The 21,845-nt window shown below is 37.2% G+C and carries 20 protein-coding genes; 9 read left to right on the forward strand and 11 right to left on the reverse strand.

What is annotated here, in order from left to right:
• The 4 genes from DUT69_RS02000 to DUT69_RS02015 form a co-directional block, all read right to left on the reverse strand.
• Nucleotides 1-1,038 carry an HlyD family secretion protein gene (locus tag DUT69_RS02000; RefSeq protein WP_113651461.1) on the reverse strand — a complete coding sequence of 346 codons (1,038 nt, stop codon included), beginning with the start codon at nt 1,036-1,038 and terminating at the stop codon, nt 1-3.
• Between the two features lie 23 nt (nt 1,039-1,061).
• A complete protein-coding gene (locus DUT69_RS02005) occupies nt 1,062-2,378 on the reverse strand; it encodes a TolC family protein (RefSeq protein WP_113651462.1) in 1,317 nt (438 codons plus the stop codon).
• Nucleotides 2,365-2,991 carry a TetR family transcriptional regulator gene (locus DUT69_RS02010; RefSeq protein ID WP_113651463.1) on the reverse strand — a complete coding sequence of 209 codons (627 nt, stop codon included), beginning with the start codon at nt 2,989-2,991 and terminating at the stop codon, nt 2,365-2,367. Before DUT69_RS02010 ends, DUT69_RS02005 begins: the two co-directional genes overlap by 14 nt.
• A 142-nt stretch (nt 2,992-3,133) precedes the next feature.
• Nucleotides 3,134-5,161: a tetratricopeptide repeat-containing sensor histidine kinase gene (locus tag DUT69_RS02015; RefSeq protein WP_162796151.1), complete on the reverse strand. Its 2,028-nt coding sequence runs from the start codon at nt 5,159-5,161 to the stop codon at nt 3,134-3,136.
• 477 nt (nt 5,162-5,638) lie between these two features.
• Here DUT69_RS02015 and DUT69_RS02020 point away from each other — a divergent pair, with 477 nt between their 5' ends.
• The 4 genes from DUT69_RS02020 to DUT69_RS02035 all read left to right on the forward strand — a co-directional run bounded on the left by DUT69_RS02020 (nt 5,639) and on the right by DUT69_RS02035 (nt 9,432).
• Nucleotides 5,639-5,974: a hypothetical protein gene (locus tag DUT69_RS02020; protein WP_113651465.1), complete on the forward strand. Its 336-nt coding sequence runs from the start codon at nt 5,639-5,641 to the stop codon at nt 5,972-5,974.
• Nucleotides 5,975-6,069: 95 nt separating this feature from the next.
• Nucleotides 6,070-8,619, forward strand: a complete 2,550-nt coding sequence (locus DUT69_RS02025; protein WP_113651466.1) for a glycoside hydrolase family 9 protein — start codon at nt 6,070-6,072, stop codon at nt 8,617-8,619.
• Nucleotides 8,620-8,674: 55 nt separating this feature from the next.
• Nucleotides 8,675-8,854, forward strand: coding sequence for a hypothetical protein (locus DUT69_RS02030; protein WP_113652429.1), 180 nt, complete (start codon nt 8,675-8,677; stop codon nt 8,852-8,854).
• Nucleotides 8,855-8,871: 17 nt separating this feature from the next.
• Nucleotides 8,872-9,432, forward strand: coding sequence for a DUF2911 domain-containing protein (locus tag DUT69_RS02035; protein ID WP_113651467.1), 561 nt, complete (start codon nt 8,872-8,874; stop codon nt 9,430-9,432).
• Nucleotides 9,433-9,465: 33 nt separating this feature from the next.
• On the opposite strand, the gene DUT69_RS02040 is transcribed toward DUT69_RS02035, so the two are convergent.
• From DUT69_RS02040 to DUT69_RS02055, 4 genes are all read right to left on the reverse strand, one after another.
• Nucleotides 9,466-9,963 carry an anti-sigma factor gene (locus DUT69_RS02040; RefSeq protein ID WP_113651468.1) on the reverse strand — a complete coding sequence of 166 codons (498 nt, stop codon included), beginning with the start codon at nt 9,961-9,963 and terminating at the stop codon, nt 9,466-9,468.
• Nucleotides 9,960-10,541, reverse strand: coding sequence for an RNA polymerase sigma factor (locus DUT69_RS02045; protein WP_113651469.1), 582 nt, complete (start codon nt 10,539-10,541; stop codon nt 9,960-9,962). Before DUT69_RS02045 ends, DUT69_RS02040 begins: the two co-directional genes overlap by 4 nt.
• A 225-nt stretch (nt 10,542-10,766) precedes the next feature.
• Entirely contained in the window at nt 10,767-11,093 is a 327-nt protein-coding gene (locus DUT69_RS02050) for a DMT family transporter (protein ID WP_113651470.1), read from the reverse strand.
• Between the two features lie 64 nt (nt 11,094-11,157).
• A complete protein-coding gene (locus tag DUT69_RS02055) occupies nt 11,158-11,718 on the reverse strand; it encodes a Crp/Fnr family transcriptional regulator (RefSeq protein ID WP_113651471.1) in 561 nt (186 codons plus the stop codon).
• Nucleotides 11,719-11,859: 141 nt separating this feature from the next.
• On the opposite strand from DUT69_RS02055, the gene DUT69_RS02060 reads away from it, so the two are divergent.
• Nucleotides 11,860-12,219, forward strand: a complete 360-nt coding sequence (locus DUT69_RS02060; RefSeq protein WP_113651472.1) for a DUF6249 domain-containing protein — start codon at nt 11,860-11,862, stop codon at nt 12,217-12,219.
• 90 nt (nt 12,220-12,309) lie between these two features.
• On the opposite strand, the gene DUT69_RS02065 is transcribed toward DUT69_RS02060, so the two are convergent.
• From DUT69_RS02065 to DUT69_RS02075, 3 genes are read right to left on the reverse strand one after another with little or no spacing between them, the layout of a single operon-like run.
• Nucleotides 12,310-12,705, reverse strand: coding sequence for a hotdog fold thioesterase (locus tag DUT69_RS02065; RefSeq protein WP_240186635.1), 396 nt, complete (start codon nt 12,703-12,705; stop codon nt 12,310-12,312).
• Between the two features lie 26 nt (nt 12,706-12,731).
• Nucleotides 12,732-13,235, reverse strand: a complete 504-nt coding sequence (locus DUT69_RS02070) for a DinB family protein (RefSeq protein WP_113651474.1) — start codon at nt 13,233-13,235, stop codon at nt 12,732-12,734.
• Nucleotides 13,195-14,424 carry a sensor histidine kinase gene (locus tag DUT69_RS02075; protein WP_113651475.1) on the reverse strand — a complete coding sequence of 410 codons (1,230 nt, stop codon included), beginning with the start codon at nt 14,422-14,424 and terminating at the stop codon, nt 13,195-13,197. The genes DUT69_RS02070 and DUT69_RS02075 overlap by 41 nt, the downstream gene beginning before the upstream one ends.
• Nucleotides 14,425-14,576: 152 nt before the next feature.
• Between DUT69_RS02075 and gltX the strand changes: the two genes are divergently transcribed.
• The 4 genes from gltX to DUT69_RS02095 all read left to right on the forward strand — a co-directional run bounded on the left by gltX (nt 14,577) and on the right by DUT69_RS02095 (nt 21,835).
• A complete protein-coding gene (gltX, locus tag DUT69_RS02080) occupies nt 14,577-16,088 on the forward strand; it encodes a glutamate--tRNA ligase (RefSeq protein WP_113651476.1) in 1,512 nt (503 codons plus the stop codon).
• Between the two features lie 56 nt (nt 16,089-16,144).
• Entirely contained in the window at nt 16,145-16,981 is an 837-nt protein-coding gene (gene ypfJ / locus DUT69_RS02085; RefSeq protein WP_113651477.1) for a KPN_02809 family neutral zinc metallopeptidase, read from the forward strand.
• Nucleotides 16,982-17,105: 124 nt separating this feature from the next.
• Nucleotides 17,106-18,227 carry a hybrid sensor histidine kinase/response regulator gene (locus tag DUT69_RS02090; RefSeq protein WP_113651478.1) on the forward strand — a complete coding sequence of 374 codons (1,122 nt, stop codon included), beginning with the start codon at nt 17,106-17,108 and terminating at the stop codon, nt 18,225-18,227.
• Nucleotides 18,228-18,250: 23 nt separating this feature from the next.
• Nucleotides 18,251-21,835, forward strand: a complete 3,585-nt coding sequence (locus DUT69_RS02095) for a response regulator (protein WP_113651479.1) — start codon at nt 18,251-18,253, stop codon at nt 21,833-21,835.
• The last annotated feature ends 10 nt before the right edge of the window (nt 21,836-21,845 follow it).

A 21,845-nucleotide genomic window follows, 5' to 3' on the forward strand; every position in this document is an offset into this window, starting at 1 on the left:
TTAGATAGAAACCGAAACTTTTACACTCATTCCTGGGCGTAATTTTTCTAAAATAGCTTTCTCTTGATTTTTGATTTTGATTTTAACAGGCACACGTTGTACAACTTTTACAAAATTTCCGGTTGCATTATCAGGAGGCAGTAACGAGCTTTTTGCGCCAGTAATAGGTGCAAAATTGTAAATCTCACCTTCAATTGCTTCATCAGGGTAAGCATCTACTTCTATGTTCACTTTTAATCCGGGACGAAGTTTTTCTAACTGCGTTTCTTTAAAGTTCGCCGTTACATATAAGCTGTTTTCATTTACAATGGCAAATAACGATTGTCCGGCTTGCACCAATTGCCCTTTTTGTACATTCTTTTTAGAAACAGTTCCAGTTGCAGGTGCCTTGATTGCGGTGTAAGATAGTTGCAGTTTAGCAAAATCAACATCAGACTGACGTTGCGTTACGCCAGAATTACTAACTCTCAACTGTGATTCTGTGGTGCCTACCTGTTTTACTGCTGCATTATATTGGTCTACAGCTGCGGTGTAAGAAGCTTGTGCGGTTTCTTTTTGCGCTTTTGCCTGGTCAAATGCTTGTTGGGTTATAGCACCATCTTTAATCAAGTTCGCAAAGCGATCAAAATCTTTTTGAGCTAAATTTAGCTTAACCCTGGCTGCTTCTATATTTGCTTTTGCCGTGCTGGTATTTGCTGCAGTTGCTGTAATTTGCGCTTGCGAAACGCCAACGCCTGCGCTAGCGCCAGTTTGCGAAGCCATTGCCTGCTCTAATTTGATTTTATAGTCGCTATCGTCTAAAGTAACCAAAACCTGATCTTCGTTTACCTTGGTATTTTCTTCAAAATTGATGTCTTTCACATAGCCACCCACTCGTGCAACAACCGGGCTTATGTCGCCATCAATCTGCGCATCATCGGTATCTACATGTTTGCTATAATAGTTGTATTTGGTGTAGCCAAAAATTGAGCCTCCAATAAGCAGTACAATTAATATAATAGGAAGAATTTTATTCTTCTTTTTTGCTTCTGTTGTCATTATTTTATGTTGTTATGGTTTTCTTATTGAGTAACTTTTCCGGTAGATTTTAGTAGCGTGTAGTAAGCTAAACTTGCATCAGCTTTTGCTAACTCTAAATTTATTTTTGCTTGATAAAGCAAAGTTTCTGCATCAATTCTGTCTGTAACAGAGGCAATATTGTTTTTATATTTTGAAGCCAAAAGGCGATCGTTTTCCGTTGCTTGTGCTATTGATGTTTCTAACACATTAATCTTTTGCACGGCTAAATTGTAGTCTTGATAGTTTTTATTCAACTCTGTTTTTACTCGGTCTGATAAGATGTCCTTTTGCAAGCCTATTTCATGTTGCTGAATTTTGGCTTCTGCAACTTTGTTTTTATTATTCCATAACGAAGCTACGTTCCAAGAAACAGTTGCGCCGACTGTTATAGGCATAATGTATTGTTCTGCACCAGGGAAGAAATTTCCACTTGGATTGATGTAGTATAAGTTTGCCCCTAAACCAACCGTAGGTTTTACGTTAGCTTTAACGCTTTTAATATTATAATCCGCCACTTTTGTTTGCATGTCTAACTGCTGCAATTCTTGTCTGTTTGCCAAGGCAAGATTTAGGTAAGATGATAAAGGCTCAATATTTTTAATTGGCAATTCGGTTTCGGCAAGTTCAATGTTTGTATCTTCAGGTAATCCTAAAAGAATATCAAGATTGTAGTTGATGATTTTTCTGTTGTTTTCTATTTCCAAATCGGTTAGCGAAACATTGGCTTTTTGCAATTGAAATCGCAATACATCATTTTTGGTAACTATTCCCTGGTCGAAAAAACGTTGCGCTTGTTTTAACTGGCTTTCTATCGAAGCTATGTTTTGCGCTACAACTTTTTTGCTTTGCATTACTTTGTAAAGTGCGTAATAGGTATTAATTACAGCATAGCTGATTTCTTCCTTATTTTTATCGGCATCTAACCTGGCCACATCGGTTAATAGCTTAGTGGAAGCTTGTGCATATTTGTATTTACCACCGGCATACAAAACTTCTTGTACTGCCGCTGTACCAACAAAGGCATCAGCTCTGCTTGGTAAATGAATGGGGTTTCCACCTCCAATAGATAGCGTGTTAGTTGGAATTTCTGCGTGGTTGTATAAAAAGCTGGCAGATGCACTTGGTAGGGCGTTGTCTTTAACTACGGCTAATCGGGCTACTGCTTCGTCTATTTTGCTTTGTGATAGTTTTAAGTTCTTGCTATTTGCTACTCCTAAATCTATAGCTTCTTGCAAACCTAGCTGTTTAGTAGTTTGTGCACTTAAAATTGCAGGGAGCAATAAAAAGGCAAAGCCGATTTTTAATTTATTGGTGATCATTTTTTGGTGCTGTTAAATGCGTTATAATAAGGTCTTGCAGGTGTGTTACTAACCTTTTCCTTAAAACCTCTTTTTGTTTTTCATCATTAATATCGATGTCGTCTGTAGCTTTAAATGGCGAGTGTGCAACCATGCTAATAGTTCCCATTATGGTTAAAATGCTCAGTCTAACATCAACTTGTCTAAAAACTCCTTCGGCAATACCTTTTTCGATAATATTCTCAATAACCAATCTATTCTTGGTCATCGCTTCTTTAATTTGATTAAATACCTCCGGACGCTGAGTTAAGGAAAACTCCCTGTGCATCATTTTATGAAAGCTAACGTTGGATAAAATACGGGTAGCATACCGATCAACTACTTTAAGCAATTTCTCTTTTGCAGAAATCTTTTCTTCATTAATTAAGTCTAATTGAGATTTAAACCCAGCGATTTTATCTTCCATAATTTGAAGAAAAACACCTTCTTTACTACCGAAATAATAATTAATCATAGCCATATTGGCACCAGCTTCTTTTGCTATTTGACGGGTAGAAGTACCTTCGAAGCCTAATTCTGAAAACAGCATCGTCGCAGCATTCAGTATATCGGTCTTTTTATCAGTTTTTTCCATAGTTGTTTTTGACGACGCAAAATTAATCAATCGATTGATTAATTTCAAAACTAATTTGTTTCTGTTTACAAAAGGATGATAATAGGATGTTTTAAAAGTGTAGTGTCTAATCGATCAATGTTGTAAAAACAATTTGATTTTACTAGGCCACAGCACTTTCAAAATAGGGAAGAAAAATTGAAGCGATTGTTCCAGTTTCAGGTTTTGATGTTATTTTAAAGCTGGCAACATTTTCGTTTTTCTGCGCATTAATAACCGCAATGCGTTCTTTTATGGAGGCCAATCCCATTGATTTTTCCTTAATCCCAAATTTGATATTAGCCTTTGGCTCATTAACTATCCCTGTTCCATTATCTTCTACGGTAATGTTAATTCCATTATCGTGCTTTTTTAACCTAACCTCTAAATGCGAATCAGGCTTTCTGCTACCTATTAAACCATGCAAGATTGCATTTTCAATTAGGGGCTGTACCAGCATTGGAGGCAACAAAAGCGTGTTCAACTGCAAATCCTCGTCGGCATAAAAATTAAATGTAAAAGAATCGTTGTAACGCATAGCTTCCAATTCGGTATAAAGTTTTAGTGCCTTCCATTCTCTGTCGGCGCTAACTAAACTTTTGGTAGAATTTTCGAGTATCAATCGTGTTAAGGAAGCAAACTTTTGTATAAGCCTAGATGCTGTTCTTTTATCGTTATCCATTACATAACTTTCTATAGAATTAAGTACGTTAAAGATAAAATGAGGATTCATTTGCGACCTAATTGCTTTTAATTCGCTTTCGGTAAGTTGAAACTGGTGCTTTAACAGAAGCTCATTTTGTAATGCTTCTTGTTTTTGCAAGGTGTTTTTAAATCGCAGTTGCCTAATTCTATATAAATTAATTAAATAAACAATAACTGACGCTAAAACAAGAATCGCTAATGCACCATAAAGCCAAAGCTGCTTTAACTCCAGTTTATTTAGTTTTTGCGCTTGAGAAAGTGCGTTAACCCTGTTAGCTTGTAGTTTTTCTTTGTTTTTAGCAATGATAAGTTGCTTTTCTTTTTCTTGATTTATCAGCTTTTCATTCTCTAACGAAATTCTTTGCAAATCTCTAAGTTGAATTGTTTTTTGTAGTTCGGCGTTGTTTAAAGCAAGTTGTAACGACTGTTGCTTCAGCTGCGCATCGGCTAGTGATTGTTTTTGTTGATAGGAGAGTTCTTTTTTGTCAAAATCATATTGTATACCCATTCTGGTAATCTCAGTTTTCTTTTTATCACTTCCTATGCTATCTGCAAATTTGTAAAACGCCTTATGGTAAAAGAGCGCACTGTCTGGCATTTTTACTGCCTCATAAACTTCGCTTAAACCTAAACTAGCGTCTCTCGTTATTTCTGTAATGTTCAGTTCTTTTCCAATGTTATATGCCATTAGCCCGTATATTTTAGATTGTTTGTAATCTTCCTTTTTATAATAGGCTGATGACACGTTTACATAATTGTAAGCGAGACTTCTTTTGTTTTTTAACTTTTTATTTATCTCTGTAGCTTTTAAACCGTATGTTAATGCCAAATCTGGTTGCATTTGATGGGAATAGTAACCTGATAAATTACCGCTTTCTCGGGCAATCGCTCCCAAGTCTGCAATTGAATCTGCTAATTTTAGAGATAGCTTACTATATTTAATGGCTTCATTTAAGTCTTTCTTTTTATAAAAGATCGAAGCCATATTAGTTAGCGTATTAACTTGGTTGATATAATTTTTGTGCTTTTTGTGTATCACGTAAGACTTTTGATAGTTCTCCATAGCTTGGCTAAGATTGCCCATTTCGTTGTATATCGTACCAATGTTTGAATTAGTGGCGGCTATATCAAGTTCATCTTTTTTAGCATCGAATTTAGTTAAGGCTGCTAAATAACACCTTAAAGCCTCGGGAAATTTAGATTGCGCCATATAGACTAAGCCCATCGTTGATAAATCTTTTCCAATTCCAGAGTTATCTTTTAGTGCGTTATCTATTTTTAACGCATTATTTAATGATTCTAATGCTTCAGGAAATTTTGAAGTAAAATATTGCAATATTGCTTTAACCCTGTACGTATTTGCAACCAGCTTTTTCTTTGCAATTTTATCCTGAAATGAAATGATTTCGTCGATGTGATCAAAGGACTTGTTTATATCAATCCTCATCTTTGAAACGGCTAAATCATATAAAATGGATGCCCTCTTTTCATCTTTATTCGAATGCTGGTTTAGCAAATTGTTAAGCGAATCGATTTGCCTATTTTGTGCAAACGTACAGTTCGTTACTAAGGTGGCAAACAATATAATTGTGGTTATTACTATTGTTTTAAGCGTTATTCTCATCAGGATAGAAGTTAGTTTTTCGGCTATATAAATTTAACATATAATAATTTAATAAGTAGTCAAAACTCACTAACCCATAAGCCCAATTCGCTCAATAAACAGGCGTGCTTGCTCAATCTCCCAAAATACTAGCTAAAAGGCGCTTAAGTTTAGCTTAGAAACAGAAGGTTCTGGTGAGAAAAAGCCAATTCATTTTTACAAATGCAACGCAATATTTTGTGCTATTGGTCTCGCAGAAAATATCCTTACATATTTTAAAACTTGAAAGAAAATTGATTTACCAATTTAAAACCTAAAGTCATGAATTACAATCAGAATATCACTCGGTATTATTACGGGATAAATGCTGTTTATCCGCACTTTACCACAATTTTTTTATACAATGGAAATAAGTTAGCTGGCAGAATATATTTTGAACCATCCAATAAACCTAAATTAACGCCGCATAGGTTTGAAAGTGGTCATCCGGTATTGTATTTCCGCCAGTCTATGATGGTTCAAATTGTAGATATGCTAAGGAACGAGGCACCAATTTGGTTATGGGCAATAGTTAATGGCACCCAAATTAGTAATGCAGTTTTAGGTACTGATTATGCCGAGCCAATTGGAGAAGGAGAACAAATCAGACCAAACTAGCAACCTTAACAATCTAAGTATTTGTAATGCTTCCTATTGTTTACTAGCAAAATACATTATGTATATTTATTCATCAACTATTAACCAAATTCTTGATGAAAAAGCTAACCATTTTTAAAGCCTGTTTGTTAATACTTATTTTCAGCTCTTTTTTACCTAAAACAGCAGTAGATCCAAGTAACAGCTGGGTAAGGATAAACCTTTTAGGCTATCAACCAGAAGCAAGCAAAGTGGCAATTTGGGCCAGTAAAACCAATACTCTTCCTAAAAAGTTTGAGCTTGTTAACATGCAAACGGGCAAAGTGGTATTCTCCTCTACCAAAATCCAAACCTATGGCGCTTATGGACCATTTAATGCAACGGCAAGGTTAAATTTTTCGGCATTTAAAACACCTGGTAAGTATTTTATTCGCATAGCGGAAGTAAGATCTCCAGAAATCATAATAGCAGATGATGTTTACCGAAATACAGCAGACTTCGCCCTGCGCTATATGCGGCAGCAAAGGAGTGGCTTTAATCCTTTTTTGCAAGACAGTTGCCATACCCACGATGGTTTTGTTTTGTATGGCGAGAAGGCTGGAATTAAAGACAGTACTTTTTTTGATGCAGCTGGCGGATGGCATGATGCGAGTGACTATTTGCAATATTCTACTACATCGGCTAATGCAACCTACCATTTGTTAATGGCCTACCGAGATTTTCCACAAGTTTTTGCAGATACAAAACAAGCAAACGGTTTAGAAGGCAAAAATGGCATGGCCGATGTTTTAGACGAAGCGAAATGGGGATTGGATTGGCTGTTGAAAATGCATCCGAAAGATAATATTATGTTTAACCAAATTGCCGATGATCGGGACCACAGTTCCATGCGAATCCCTAAAGAAGATAACCAATACGGGAAAGGATTTGAACGACCACTATATTACATTTCTGGCGAGCCACAGCAACGAGGTAAGTTTATGAATAATACCAAAGGCACAAGTTCTACGGCTGCAAAATTTGCAAGTGCTTTTGCGTTAGGAAGCACTTTATTTAAAGGCGTAAATGAAAATTATGCCGAAAAGTTATTTGAAAAATCTAAGTCTGCCTACAAATATACTTTACTAAAGAAAGGTGTTACGCAAACTGCATCTGTAAAATCGCCCTACATTTATGCAGAGGATAATTGGGTTGATGACATGGAATTAGCTTTGGCTAACCTAACATTCAGCCCAACAATCGATGACTTAAACGCTACTAAAAAACCTAGGCAAACCGCCCTGGATTCTGCTTTTTATTATGCCAAACAAGAACCAATTACACCTTGGCTTACAAAAGACACCGCTAATCATTATCAATACTACCCTTTTGTAAATATTGGCCATTACGAGTTGGCAAAACAAACCAGCGGAAATACGAAAGCACAACTTATTGATTTTTACAAACAAGGTATTGAGCAAGTTTGGGCTAGAGCAAAACAAAATGCATTTTACAGAGGCGTACCTTTTATTTGGTGCAGCAACAATTTAACCGTTGCATTTGCCCAACAATGTATGTGGTATAAAGAACTAAGCGGAGACGCTGGTTTCACCGAACTTGAACAAGCAAATTTCGATTGGCTTTTTGGTTGTAATCCCTGGGGTACAAGTATGGTTTACGGCTTGCCAAATTGGGGCGATACCCCTACGGATCCGCATTCTGCTTTTACACATTTAAAGCAGTATCCTATTGACGGTGGTTTGGTTGACGGACCGGTTTATACTAGTATTTACAAGAATCTGATAGGAATACAACTTACTAAACCAGATAGCTATGCAGATTTTCAAAGCGATTTGGCTGTTTATCACGATGACTATGGAGACTACAGTACTAACGAGCCGACTATGGACGGAACGGCATCTTTAGTTTATCTTCTGGCAGCTTATGATAGCAGAACGAAAACAAAACGTCAAAAAAATACGGTAGAGCTAGGGGCAATAACCAGAGGGGATAAAACAAAAAAGAAAATTGCGCTTGTTTTTACTGGCGATGAATTTGCAGATGGCGGAGATTTTATTGGAAAAACCCTAAAGAGAGAAAATGTAAAAGCGTCATTTTTCCTGACGGGAAGATTTTACGCTCAACCCAAATTTAATAGTTTGATAAAAATGCTTAAAGCGAACGGGAACTATTTGGGTGCTCATTCTAACAGTCATCTACTGTACAACGATTGGAAAAACAGAGATTCGCTTTTGATAACCGAAAACCAGTTTAAAACGGACCTAAGCCAGAATTATATCGCAATGCGGAAATTTGGTATAAAGAAAAGTGATGCAACTTATTTTCTGCCACCTTACGAATGGTATAATCAACAAATTGCAGATTGGACCAATGATATGGGTTTAAAACTCGTCAACTTTAGCGCTGGAACACGGTCAAATACAGATTATACTTATCCAGAGATGGGAAAAAGCTATAAATCAAGCAATGAAATTTATAGTTCAATCACCATGTTCCAAAAAACATCGCCCGATGGCCTAAACGGTTTTATACTCTTATTACATATTGGCACCGATAAAAGAAGGAAAGATAAGTTTTACAATAAGTTGCCAGAATTGATAAAGTTTTTAAAAAATGCAGGCTACGACTTGGTTAAAATCAACGAATTGTTGCAAAACGGGCATTAATAGCTTAACGGTTTTTAAAATAAATATTTACCTTTGGGCACAAATTGTAAAAAAGATGAGCACAGAAAATAAAAACAGTTTTGATTGGGTTTGGTATGTAATCGGTATGATTGCTGGTATGTTAGCAGTTGTAGCTGTTACGCCTAGTTTTGGTTATGTTCTTTTAGGCGGTATCGTTGGCTTTATTATGGGCGCTTTGTTCCTACATAACATCGTAAAAGGTCGCCAATACTAATCTTCTAAAACATCTTTATGAAAAATTTAGGTTTATGCTTACTGCTAGCGCTGTTTGTGCTGGGGGCTAAAGCCCAAAATGCTACGGTAAAATTTGCTAATGTAGATGCAAGCCCTATGGATGCACTATATTATCCTTTAAATGTAGTTAAAGCAAAAGATAACTCTACACCGGTTATAAAAGTTATCTATTCTCGCCCTGCAAAAAAGGGAAGAGAAGTTTTTGGCGTTTTAGAGCAGTTTAACAAAGTTTGGAGATTAGGTGCTAACGAAAACACAGAAATTTCATTCTATAAAACAGTTACTATTGGCAACAAAAAAATAAAAGCAGGTACTTACTCGCTTTTTGCTATTCCTAATAAAGACAAATGGACAATTATTGTAAATAAACAAACCGATAAATGGGGCGCTTTTAGTTACGATCAAGCCAAAGATGTGGTTAGGGTAGACGTTTCTGTAAGTAAATTAGATAAACCAATAGAAAATTTCTCTATGACGTTTACTGATTTGGTAGGCGGTACGAACTTAGTAATGGCTTGGGATGCTACCCAAGTAATGTTGCCGATCTTAATTAAATAGAGTTAACTATACTAAAATATATGAAGGGAGTTTTTAAGCTCCCTTTTTTTGTGGTTGATGTTTCCCTTTTCTTAAAAAGCTATCTAGGTAAAGTAATAGCAAAACTACATCAACAAAAATAAATGCCTGTAAAGCTAGCGGACTAAACAATTTTCCGGTGTCAAAAGAGAAGTTAAATTTCGATGTGTCTAGCGTAAAACTAGCATCGCTAACGTAAATGGCATAAGCGAAAATACCTAAAATAGATGCTAAGAAAAATCCAGCGATGGTATAAATAATTCTATTATCAACTTTGGTTTTTAGCGCAACAGGCTTAAGCTCCAAATTAACCTTATCCATTACATTACGCGTAAAAGACATAGATGGTTCTTCAAAATCCAGGGTGTTAAGCTGTGCGTTAACCGCCAATAGTTCCTGATAAATTTCTTTCCATTTTAAATCTGTTGCTAAGTTAGCATCAATAACAGCTTTTTCTTCGGCGGTAGAAATGCCATCAATATAGTCCCAAAGTTGTTCTTCTATTGTTTTCATATCAGTTCCTTAACTTCATCCTTTAACAAATATTGTAATTTTTCTTTTAAACGTGTTCTGGCTCTATGCAGTTTTACTTTTACCGTATTGGGTTCCATGTTTAAAGTTTCTCCAATCTCTTCTAAACTTTGCTCTCCTTTATAAAATAGGGTTATAATAGCCGCGTCGTCTGGTAAAAGCAAGTCTATAGCTTGGTTTAAATAAACGTAACCTGCTTTTTTTTCGTAAATATTGGCGTCTAATCCTGTGCCAGCATTCGCAATTTGCAATACATGCTCATCGTCATTTATCGATTGCGTATCTAGCCTCTTCTTACGCAAAAACGTCATTGAAGTAGTATATACGATACTATATAGCCAAGTACTAAATTTAGAGGTCTGCTTAAAAGTGCCTAAGGCCCTATACGCCTTCACAAAACAATCTTGGGCAATTTCTTCTGCGTCTTCTCGGTTTTTTGCAAAACGCATGGCAAGTGTAAACACAAAACGCTGGTGCCGTTTTACCAGCTCCGCATAGTTAGCGGTTTCGCCGGCAAGTACTCCCGTAATTAGATCCAAGTCTGTGTGCTGTTGCTGCATTTATAGAGGTAAGACAACAAGAATTAACACAAGGTTACACCAAATTAAGCAAAGAATTTAGGACAATCATTTTTTAGAAAAGCAATGGCATGCAAAAATGATAGGCAAGTCCTGCTATCCGTTTTATCCCGATAAATCGGGATGCCCACTACTATCAGGTTTATATTACAAAATTCTGTACAACTATGTTAAGTTGCAATACGCCAATTAGCTTTGCGTTAAAAGTTATCCTTTTCCTTCTGCCATAAACTTCAACCCCAAAATAGAAAGGATTAAAGTGGTTATAAAAAACATCCGCCAGAAACTAAAGGGCTCTTTAAAAAATATAATGCCAACCAAAACAGTTCCAACGGCTCCAATGCCAGTCCAAACGGCGTAAGCTGTGCCCAGCGGTAAAACTGTAGTAGCTTTATTTAAAAACACGAAACTTAAAACTGCGCAAACCAAAAATCCGGCTCCCCATTTTAGGTTGGTAAAATTGTCTGATAGTTTTAAACAGGTGGTAAAGCCAATTTCTAAGCAACCGGCAATAATTAGGTAAATCCAGCTCATGATTTTTATTTTTTTGCAAAGATGGGGCAAGCGCCCGAAACCACACTTTACAAATGTTAAGAAATCACTTTATTTCTGCTCTAATTCTGCTTAGCGTAACTGGCGTAACACCCAAGTAAGAGGCAATATAAGTTAGTTGTACGCTGTTTAATAAACTTGGCGAAGTTTTCATCAAATCTTCGTAGCGTTCGGTTGCCGTTTTAAACATTTGGTTTACATACCGTTCTTCTGTTTTTACAAGCTCTAATTCTGCCAATTTCCTGCCCCAATTTGCTAAGCCAACGTGTTTGGTATACAAATCTTGTAATACTTTATGAGAGAACCGCCAGAGTGTGCTGTCTTCTAACAGCTCTATGTTCTCATATCCGGGTTTTTCGTTAATGTAACTGTTAAAAGAAAACACAACATCGCCCTCCAAGCCAAACCAAAAAGTAAGTTGTTGCTTTTCGGTATTAGAGTAAGCCCTTGCAATCCCTTTTTCTATGATATAGATATATTTTTCTACTCGTTCTGTTGTAATAAGCAAATGATTTTTCGGAAAATCCAATCGCTCCGCGGCGTTAAGCAACAAGTTAAGTTCATCGCTTTGCAATTTATAAATGGCATTTATTTTATCGGCTAACATTGCATTTGCTCTATTTTTTGCTAAATATAGCTGATTGTAAAAATTTTTGTACCAGCCTGTAACCTAATTTTTTTTGCTGTTGTCAAAGTATGCAGAACACGGTTCAAATAACAGAAAGTATTTACATAAAAACATAAGATCATGAGCGGCATATTAGTACCCATCACATTTTTCATTTGCACGTTTGCAATGATATTCGGAATTAGATATTTCTCTAACAAAGAGAAAATGGCAATGATAGAACGAGGCATAGATCCTGGCGTTCGTAAGAGTACACCACAACCTTTTTTAAGCCTAAAATTTGGATTATTATTAGTTGGCCTAGGTTTGGGGTTAATCGTAGCTTTATTTGCCGTAAGAGGCATTTTTGGCGCCGATATGAATTCTGGCGAACGCGGTCAGGCGGTAGCAATGTATTTCGGCTGCATCGGTATCTTCGGCGGATTTGGCCTAATTATCTCTTACATCATCGAGAAAAAATGGTTGGATAAGCAGGGGTAAGTCAGTAAAAACAGAAAGTCTGGGAGTTAATAGCTCCTGGACTTTTTGATTCCATATCTTCGGAATTACGGTATTCAAGACTTTTCCGACTCACAAAGGTTTTGGTAAAATTGCAACCGTAAGTCTGCTAACGCAACTCATTTTGCCTTTGTCATTATAAATTTTTATTTCCCAGATATGTGTTTTGCCACCAATGTGCAAAGGTTTGCAAATTCCGGTAACATGGCCAGAACTTACGGGCCGAAGGTGGTTTGCGTTAACTTCCAAGCCAACGGCAATATATTTTTCTGGGTTTATGCACATGTAGCTGGCAATGCTGCCCAAGGTTTCTGCTAAAACTACCGAGGCGCCACCATGCAAAATTCCAGCAGGTTGATGTGTACGTTCGTCAACCGGCATGGTTGCAGACACGCTATCATCAGTAATTTCTGTAAACTCAATCCCCAAAACAGCGCCTATGTGATTTTTTGGTCTGTTGTTTAACATTTTGGGAGTAAACGGTTTAAACCAAATCATAAATATCTTTCGTTAATAATATTTGTGTGATGCTGTACGTGTCCGGCAAGTATAAAAACCAGAGCCCTAACGGTAATATGTTGGTTGTTTGAATGGCCATTTCTGTTTAACTCATCTTCGGTTAAAGAATTAATTAAAAACATGTTTGCCTTTCTAAGCAAAGCGAATTCTTCGCCTAAGCTAAACAAACTTCTGTCCTTAAAATGTGCGTTTAAAACATACGCATCTTCGTCAAAGCTATTTAAATTGGCCTTCTCATTTCTAGCGAAGCTCGTAAGGCGAAACACCATAATTCTTTCGGTATCTATTATATGGCCAACCATTTCTTTAATGGTCCATTTGCCAGGCGCATAAGCATAATCGCCTTTTTCTACTAGCGTATTAATAAAGTTTGGAAAACTTGTAGCCTGTTGCTCAAGCATTTCGGCCACATCGCCCTCAACTAAACTGATATAACCTTTATACCACTCTGGGTAATCCTGTGTTTGTGGTCGGTTCATAAGTAATACTGCTTTTTAATATAATTCTAAAAGTTGTGCCTTTCCCTATTTCGGAATCCTTTACAAATATTTGCCCGCTATGGTAATTTTCTACCATTCTCTTGGTTAAAGATAAACCCAAGCCCCAACCGCGTTTTCTGGTGGTGTAGCCTGGCTGAAAAACGGTATCGAATTTAGATTTTGGTATGCCTCTTCCAGTATCGCTAACATCTATAAAAACCTCTTCTTTGGCTAAGTTTTCTATAATGTTAACCGAAATTGTACCTTCATTTTCAATCGCGTTAGCCGCGTTTTTAAGTAGGTTTTCTATTACCCAATCAAATAGCGGAATGCTGAGCATTGCCCTAACTTGCGCATCGCCGGTTATGTTAAAAACAATTTTATCCGAAGTTCTAATTTTAAAGTAGTTGATGAAATTTTCGATAACTACATAAACCACATGATCTTCCAATATTGGTTTCGAACCTATTTTTGAGAACCTGTCGGTAATAATTTCCAATCGATGGATGTCGTTTTGCATCTCTCCAATTAACGGATCGTCTTCGGCGTCGAATTTAGCTTTCATTAGCTCTACCCAAGCCATTAAGGAAGAAATTGGCGTGCCCAATTGGTGCGCTGTTTCTTTGGCCATGCCCACCCAAACCTGGTCTTGCTCTGCACGGCGAGCCGAGCTAAAAGCTACATAAGCTGCTATGATAAAAAGCCCTATGACGCCCAATTGTATATAAGGAAAAAACCTCAATTGTGTTAAAATAAAAGAGTCTTTGTAGTACGCAATCAGTTTTTCATCGTCTATTCCTTGCATTACCAATGGTTTATGTTGCTCTTTCATCTTTGCCAATTGCCTAACAAAATATAGGGAGTCGTAAACCTTTGTGTCATTAGAACTGTAGAAAGTCTTATTGGTATCCAACCCATCCCAGATAAATATAGAGCCATCGGTTTTGGTAACGATTACATCCATCTTGGCATTTTTCTTAATGGTTTCGAAAATTTCAGAAAATTGCTCGTTATCGTACATGCGCATTTGCTGTTCTGCCACTTTAACCCAAAGTTGAAACTGGGCTGCTTCCTCACGCTCCATCTTTTTAACAAAGAAACCAGAGTAAAATACAGAAGCTCCGCCAATTACGATTGCAAAAATTAATAGGAAGAATTTCCAGCGACGCTTTTTTTGGTATGGATTCATATCAGATTAGGGCAAATTACAAAATAGCTTTCAAAAATCTACAACTAGAAACATAATCAGCTTATGATTTTTTGTTGTGACTAAAAAAATGATGATAGCTTGATTACCAACAGAACGCATATATAAAGATGAAAATATATCTTTGCGCTGTAATGGAAAAGAAAATTAGAGTAAGATTTGCGCCTAGCCCTACTGGTGGTTTGCATTTAGGTGGTGTACGTACCGCTTTGTTTAACTATTTGTTTGCGAAAAAACATAACGGAACCTTTATTTTAAGGGTAGAAGATACCGATCAAACGCGTTTTGTTGAAGGTGCAGAGCAATATATTTTAGATTGTTTAAACTGGTGTGGCATAACGCCGGATGAGAGTCCCGAAAAGCCAGGCGCCTTTGGTCCTTACCGCCAGAGCGAACGCAAACCAAGCTATAAACAATATGCAGATCAGCTAATTGAGGCTGGTTTCGCTTATTATGCTTTTGATACGCCAGAAGAATTAAACGAAAAAAGAGCTGCTAACGCAAACTTTCTTTATGGTCAAAAAACCAGAATGGAAATGCGCAACTCGCTAACGTTAGGTGCTAATGAAGTAACTGATTTATTAGCTCAAAATACGCCTCACGTAGTGCGTATAAAAATGCCTAGCGATGAGCATGTTTCTTTTAATGATATGATAAGAGGCCATGTTAGTTTCGATACTAATTTGGTTGATGATAAAGTGCTTTTAAAGGCCGATGGAATGCCAACTTATCATTTAGCAGTAGTTGCTGATGATAGAGCAATGGAAATCAGTCACATTTTTAGGGGCGAAGAATGGTTGCCTTCTGCACCGATACACATTTTATTGTGGAAATATTTAGGTTGGGAAGCGGAAATGCCACAGTGGGCACATTTGCCTTTAATTTTGAAGCCAGATGGTAACGGGAAATTGAGCAAACGAGATGGTGATCGTTTAGGGTTTCCGGTTTATGCGATGAATTGGAACGATCCGAAAACTGGAGATATAACAAAAGGATTTAAAGAGCTAGGCTTTATGCCAGAGGCTTTTGTAAATCTTTTGGCCATGTTGGGCTGGAACGACGGAACCGACAAAGAAATTTTTACGTTGGAAGAATTAATTGGTTCTTTCTCTGTAGATAGAATTAGTAAAGCGGGTGCAAAATTCGATTTCGAGAAAGCAAAATGGTATAACCACGAGTGGATAAAAAACTCATCGGCTGAGAGTTTGCAGGCGACCGTTAGTAGCGCACTGTTAGCAGCAGGCATTGAAGTAGAAGACGAAAAGTTTTTGCTAAAAGTGATTGACACAATTAAAGATAGATGTAGTTTACTAGGCGATTTTGTTGCCCAAAGTGCTTACTTTTTTACTGCGCCCACTACATTTGACGAGGCTGCTGTAAAGCCAAAATGGAATTTGGAAAAAGCTGATTTCTTTAGGGAATTTGCAAGCCAGATTACCGAAAGTGCAACTGCAAGCGAATTGGAAGAAGCTTTTAAAACGTTAGCAGCAGAAAAAAATATTAAACCCGGCGAAGTAATGTTGCCTTTACGTGTAATGCTTGTAGGTGGTAAATTTGGGCCTGGTGTTTTTGATATCGCCGTACTTTTAGGCGCTACAGAAACTAAAAGCCGAATAGAAAACGCTGTAAATATTTTTAATGGCTAAAATTTTTTAAATTGGTACTAGAATTGTTCAGCAATTAAAAATTTAAAACTTACAAAATGCAGTGGTTCGGTAAAGGAAGTAATAATGTAGAAGATGGTAGAAGCGGCGGTGGTGGCAAAGCTATTTTAGGTGGCGGTGTTGGTATTATTGTTGTAATTGTTGGCCTATTATTCGGACAAGATTTAACGGGTTTGGTAAGTCAGATGCCGGCAACGGAGCAGGGCGAGGTAAAAAAAGGCGTTCCTACAGATGAAGCCGGAAAGTTTACTGCTGGTGTTTTAGAATCTACTGAACAGGTTTGGGATGCTCAATTTGCCAGCTTGGGCAAGCAGTACGAGTACCCGGTATTACGACTTTTTAGAGATGGTGTGCAATCAGCTTGCGGTAGTGCAAGTTCTGCTGTTGGGCCATTTTATTGTCCCGGAGATCACAAAATATATATCGACCTTTCTTTTAACGACGATCTAAAGAATAAATTCGGCGCAGCCGGAGATTTTGCACAAGCCTACGTAATCGCTCACGAAGTTGGCCACCATGTACAAAATCTATTAGGTACTTCAGATAAATTACATCAGGCAAGAGGTCGCGTTAGCGAAGTGGAGTATAACAAGCTTTCGGTAATGTTAGAGTTGCAGGCAGATTTTTATGCTGGGCTTTGGGCGCATCATGCACAAAACCTAAAAGATTTCAAACTTGATGCAGGCGATTTAGACGAAGCTTTAACTGCTGCAAATGCCATAGGCGATGATCGTTTGCAAAAACAATCGCAAGGGCAAGTTGTACCAGATGCTTTTACTCATGGTACTTCTGCGCAAAGGATGCACTGGTTTAAAAAAGGTTACGAAACTGGCGATATTCGTCAAGGAGATACTTTTAACGCACCTCGACTATAAGTTTCAAAAAAATAAAAATTTCTTAAAACATTTTTTAGCTGAAGTTGTTTGATAAGCTTATAGCGATTTCCTACCTAAAATCATTATAAAGCAAAAACCACTAAAAGTTAACTTATTTTTGGGAATGATCCTTATTGTAGACGATACACCCGAGAACCTTATCTCTTTAAAAAGTGTTCTCGAAAAACACGATTTTGAGGTAGATACGGCGTCTTCTGGAGAAGAAGCATTAAAAAAAGTGCTAAAAAACTCTTACGTTCTAATTATTTTAGACGTACAAATGCCCGGTATGGATGGGTTTGAAGTTGCTGAGGCTATATCAGGTTATAGCAAAGCAAAAGAAACCGCCATTATATTCTTATCTGCCGCAAACACAGAATTTAGATTTATAGCAAAAGGGTATTCCTCAGGTGGTTTAGATTACATTACTAAACCAGTAGATATGAATATCCTTCTGCTTAAAGTAAAAACCTTTTATAGAATTTACGAGCAGAATAGGAAGCTTAACGAGATGCAAAATACGCTTCTTGAAGAAATTGAATTTAGAAAAGAAGCAGAGCGAAAGAAGGACGAATTCATCAGTATTGCTAGCCATGAGTTAAAAACTCCATTAACCAGTGTAAAAGGTTACGTACAGCTTTTAGAAAGAAGCGTAAGTAAAGGCGATACGGAAACTGTAAAAAAGCACCTTGAAAAAGCTCAAGTACAGCTCGAAAAACTAAATAGCCTGATTGCCGATTTACTAGATATTTCTAAAATTGAAAGTGGAAAGTTGAAATTCAATAAGCAAGACTTTAACGTAGACGAACTTTTGGATAACGTAATTGAAGTTATGCATCAATCTAACCCTGGCTTTACCATTAAAAAGACTGGTAATGCAGGTTGCCCTATATACGGAGATGAAATGCGAATTGAACAAGTTGTGGTTAATTTTTTAACAAATGCCATAAAATATGCGCCTGGCACTGTAGAAGCGCATTTAGAATGCAGTTTAGCGAACGATGAGTTGCGCATAAGTGTTAAGGATTTTGGAATAGGCATGTTACCCGATCAGCAAAAACATGTTTTTGATAAATTTTACAGGGTAGAGGAAACATCTCAGCGTTTTCAGGGCCTGGGAATAGGTCTGTACATTTCGGCAGAGATAATTAAAAGGCATGGTGGTAAAATTGGTGTGAACAGTGTTTATGGTGAAGGTTCAGAGTTCTACTTTTCCATTCCAATAAATTTAAAATCGGAAGTTTAATGCTAAAAAATTTACGTTAATAAATGAAATTATCCCTAAAATCTAACCTTCGCTTAGGCTTGGGTTTATCTCTAATCATACTCATTTTAAGTTCTTCTGCGTCGTATATCAGCATAAGAAACTTAATCAACAGTTCAGATCTAGTCTCTCATAGTAACGAAGTTATCCGCGGATTAGACAATACCATTTCTACACTTAAAGATGCCGAAACGGGCCAACGTGGCTTTCTTTTAACAGGTAATAGGATTTTTTTAGAACCATATGTTGGTGCAAAAGATAAGGTTAATGCACTCTTTGAACAGATAAAAAGAGAAACCAAAGACAATGCGTACCAACAACGCAAATTAACTGAGCTAAAAGAAGTTTTAAGCAATCGCCTAACAATAATAGATCAAACTATAGAATCTAAAAAATGGGGCGGAGTAGTTCTAGAAACAAGTCTATTAGACGGTAAAGCGTATATGGACAATGCGAGACAAATCGTAAAGGATATGCAAGCCGAGGAAAGACGTTTGCTGGATTTACGAACATCCGAATTAAATTCCTTCTCTAGGTACACACCGCTGCTTATAATTTTAGCTGCGGCACTATCTTTAATTATTACAATTTTCTTTTACAGAAAGGTTTCTTCAGACTATAACGAACGAGTTAAGTTGCAGGATAAACTCCAGCTAATTAACGAAGAGACCGAAAGAAGGATAGAAGTAATACAAGGCATCGCTCATGAAATATCGAACGGCAATTACAAAACTAGATTGGATGCAGAGGCAAAAGATAGTTTAGGAAGTTTAGCGGGATCTCTTAACGCTATGGCAGAGTCTTTACAATATTCTTTCAACCTCTTGGAAGATAAGGAATGGATGCAAACCGGTATTGCCGAGCTAAATGATAAGATGGTTGGCGAGAAAGAGGTTGATAAACTAGCCAATGATATGTTGGAACAGCTTGTTTTGCATACAAAGAGCAGTGTAGGTGCAATGTACGTTTTAGGAGAGGATCGCTACTTGCATTTAACCGGTGGTTATGCATTAGGTGCAAATGAAAAAAATACAATTATTAAACCCGGCGAAGGTTTAATAGGCCAATGCCTACAATCGAATAAGATGATGGTGCTGGATAAAATTCCTGAAGGCGAAATTACCGTAAGTTATGCCACAGGTTATACCATTCCAAAAAATGTGGTCGCATTTCCAATTCGCAGAGATGGTTATATAATTGGCGTAGTAGAATTAGCTACGTTAAACGGCTATACAGCCAGAAAATTAGATTATTTAAATTCTGTGGCTGGAAACGTAGGTGTTGCAATCTATGTTGCGCAGAACCGTAAACGACTGCAAGAATTTTTAGAAGAAACGCAAGCGCAGGCAGAAGAGCTACAGGCTCAACACAGTGAATTGGAAGGTTTAAATGCCGAGTTGGAGGCACAAACGCAAAAAATTCAGGCATCTGAAGAAGAGCTACGCGTACAGCAAGAAGAGTTGTTGCAAAGTAATCAGGAGTTGGAGGAGAGAACCAGCTTATTAGAGGAGAAAAACCAACTTATCCAGGAGAGAAATGCAGATATACAACAGAAAGCAGAGCAGCTTGAGCTAAGTACAAAATATAAGTCTGAGTTTTTGGCAAATATGTCTCACGAGTTGCGAACACCATTAAACTCTATCCTTCTATTATCAAAATTAATGGCCGATAATGAAGAACTAGACAAAGAGTACACAGAGTACGCCTCGGTTATTCAAAGCTCAGGTCAAGGGCTGCTTAGTTTAATTGACGAGATACTTGATCTTTCTAAAATTGAAGCTGGTAAAATGGATTTAGAAATTCACGATTTTACCGTGGATGAAGTGATAACTGATATCCGTTCTTTATTTAATCCGATAGCAAAAGACAAAAATTTACAGTTAGAGGTTTTAGTTGAAGATGAAGTTCCAAAACAATTAACAAGCGATAAAATGCGATTGGAGCAGATCCTGAAAAACCTGCTTTCTAACGCATTTAAGTTTACTTCGCAGGGTAAAGTGGTGCTTTCAATCGTTGCAGATCTAAACTATAAAACCATAACTTTTAAGGTTAAAGATACCGGAATCGGCATTGCCAAAGACAAATTAGCCATGGTTTTCGAAGCTTTTCAACAGGCAGATGGTTCTACAAAACGTAAATTTGGCGGTACCGGTTTGGGCTTGTCTATTAGTAGAGAACTTGCAAGGTTACTAGGTGGCGATATTGAATTGCAAAGTGTAGAAAATGTAGGCAGTGAATTTAGTCTGGTTATCCCGATGGATTTTGCAGATAATAATGGTTACATCGAGGAGTTGAAAACTTTCCAAGATACATCCTCCGCCGATTCAAGTAATCTAATTCCAGCTCCAGCAGAGCGCTTTACGGTAGATCGTATCCCTGGAGATATTGATGATGATAGGGCAAACATAAACCCTAACGATAAGGTTATTCTAATTATTGAAGATGATACGGCTTTCGCTAAAACTTTGTTGGGTTTTACCCGTCAAAGAGCATACAAAGGTTTGGTTGCCGTACGTGGAGATGTTGGGATTGAAATGGCCAAAAAATATAATCCCTTAGCCATTTTGCTTGATATTCAATTGCCAATTATGGATGGTTGGCAAGTAATGGAAGAGTTAAAATCCAACCCAATAACGAGAGCTATTCCAGTTCATATCATGTCATCGTTATCGGTTAAAAGAGAAAGTTTGCTAAAAGGTGCGGTAGATTTTATAGATAAACCAGTGGCGCTAGAGCAAATGAAAGTAATCTTCGAAAAACTAGAAGATGCGCTAAGTCGTTATCCTAAAAAGGTTTTAATTGTTGAAGAAAACGAGCAACATGCTAAAGCTCTAAGTTATTTCTTAAGCACCTCAAACATTCAAACCCTAGTGGTTAAAAATGTAAATGAAAGTATAAACGCACTTAAGAAAAAAGAGGTTGATATTGTAATTTTGGATATGGGTGTTCCCGATAAGAATGCCTATGAAACTTTAGAAACCATTAAAAAAAGTGAGGGACTTGAAAAATTGCCAATCATCATCTTTACAGGTAAAAATCTGTCAAAAGGAGAAGAGGTAAGGATTAAACAATACGCCGACTCTATTGTTGTAAAAACTGCTCATTCTTATCAGCGCATTTTAGACGAAGCGGGTATATTTTTACATTTGGTAGAAGAGAAAAGAAAAGATACTAAGTTTATCGGCAGAGAAAATTTGGGCGGATTGAGCGATGTGCTAAAAGACAAAACCGTGTTAATTGCAGATGACGATGTGCGAAATATATTTTCGCTTACTAAAGCATTAGAGCAACATCAAATGAAGGTTTTGCCAGCAATAGACGGAAAAGAAGCGCTACGCGTATTAAACGAGAATAAAGATGTCGATGTGGTATTAATGGATATGATGATGCCAGAATTAGATGGCTACCAAACTACACGTGCAATAAGAGAACAGCAAGCCTACAAAAACTTGCCCATACTAGCGGTTACTGCAAAAGCCATGATGGGCGATAGGGAAAAATGCATTGCTGCGGGCGCCTCAGATTATATCTCTAAACCGGTAGATGTTGATCAGCTGGTTTCGTTGTTACGGGTTTGGTTGTACAAATAAAAATAAGCTG

Source organism: Pedobacter namyangjuensis, assembly GCF_003313325.1.
Classification (GTDB): Bacteria; Bacteroidota; Bacteroidia; order Sphingobacteriales; family Sphingobacteriaceae; genus Pedobacter; species Pedobacter namyangjuensis.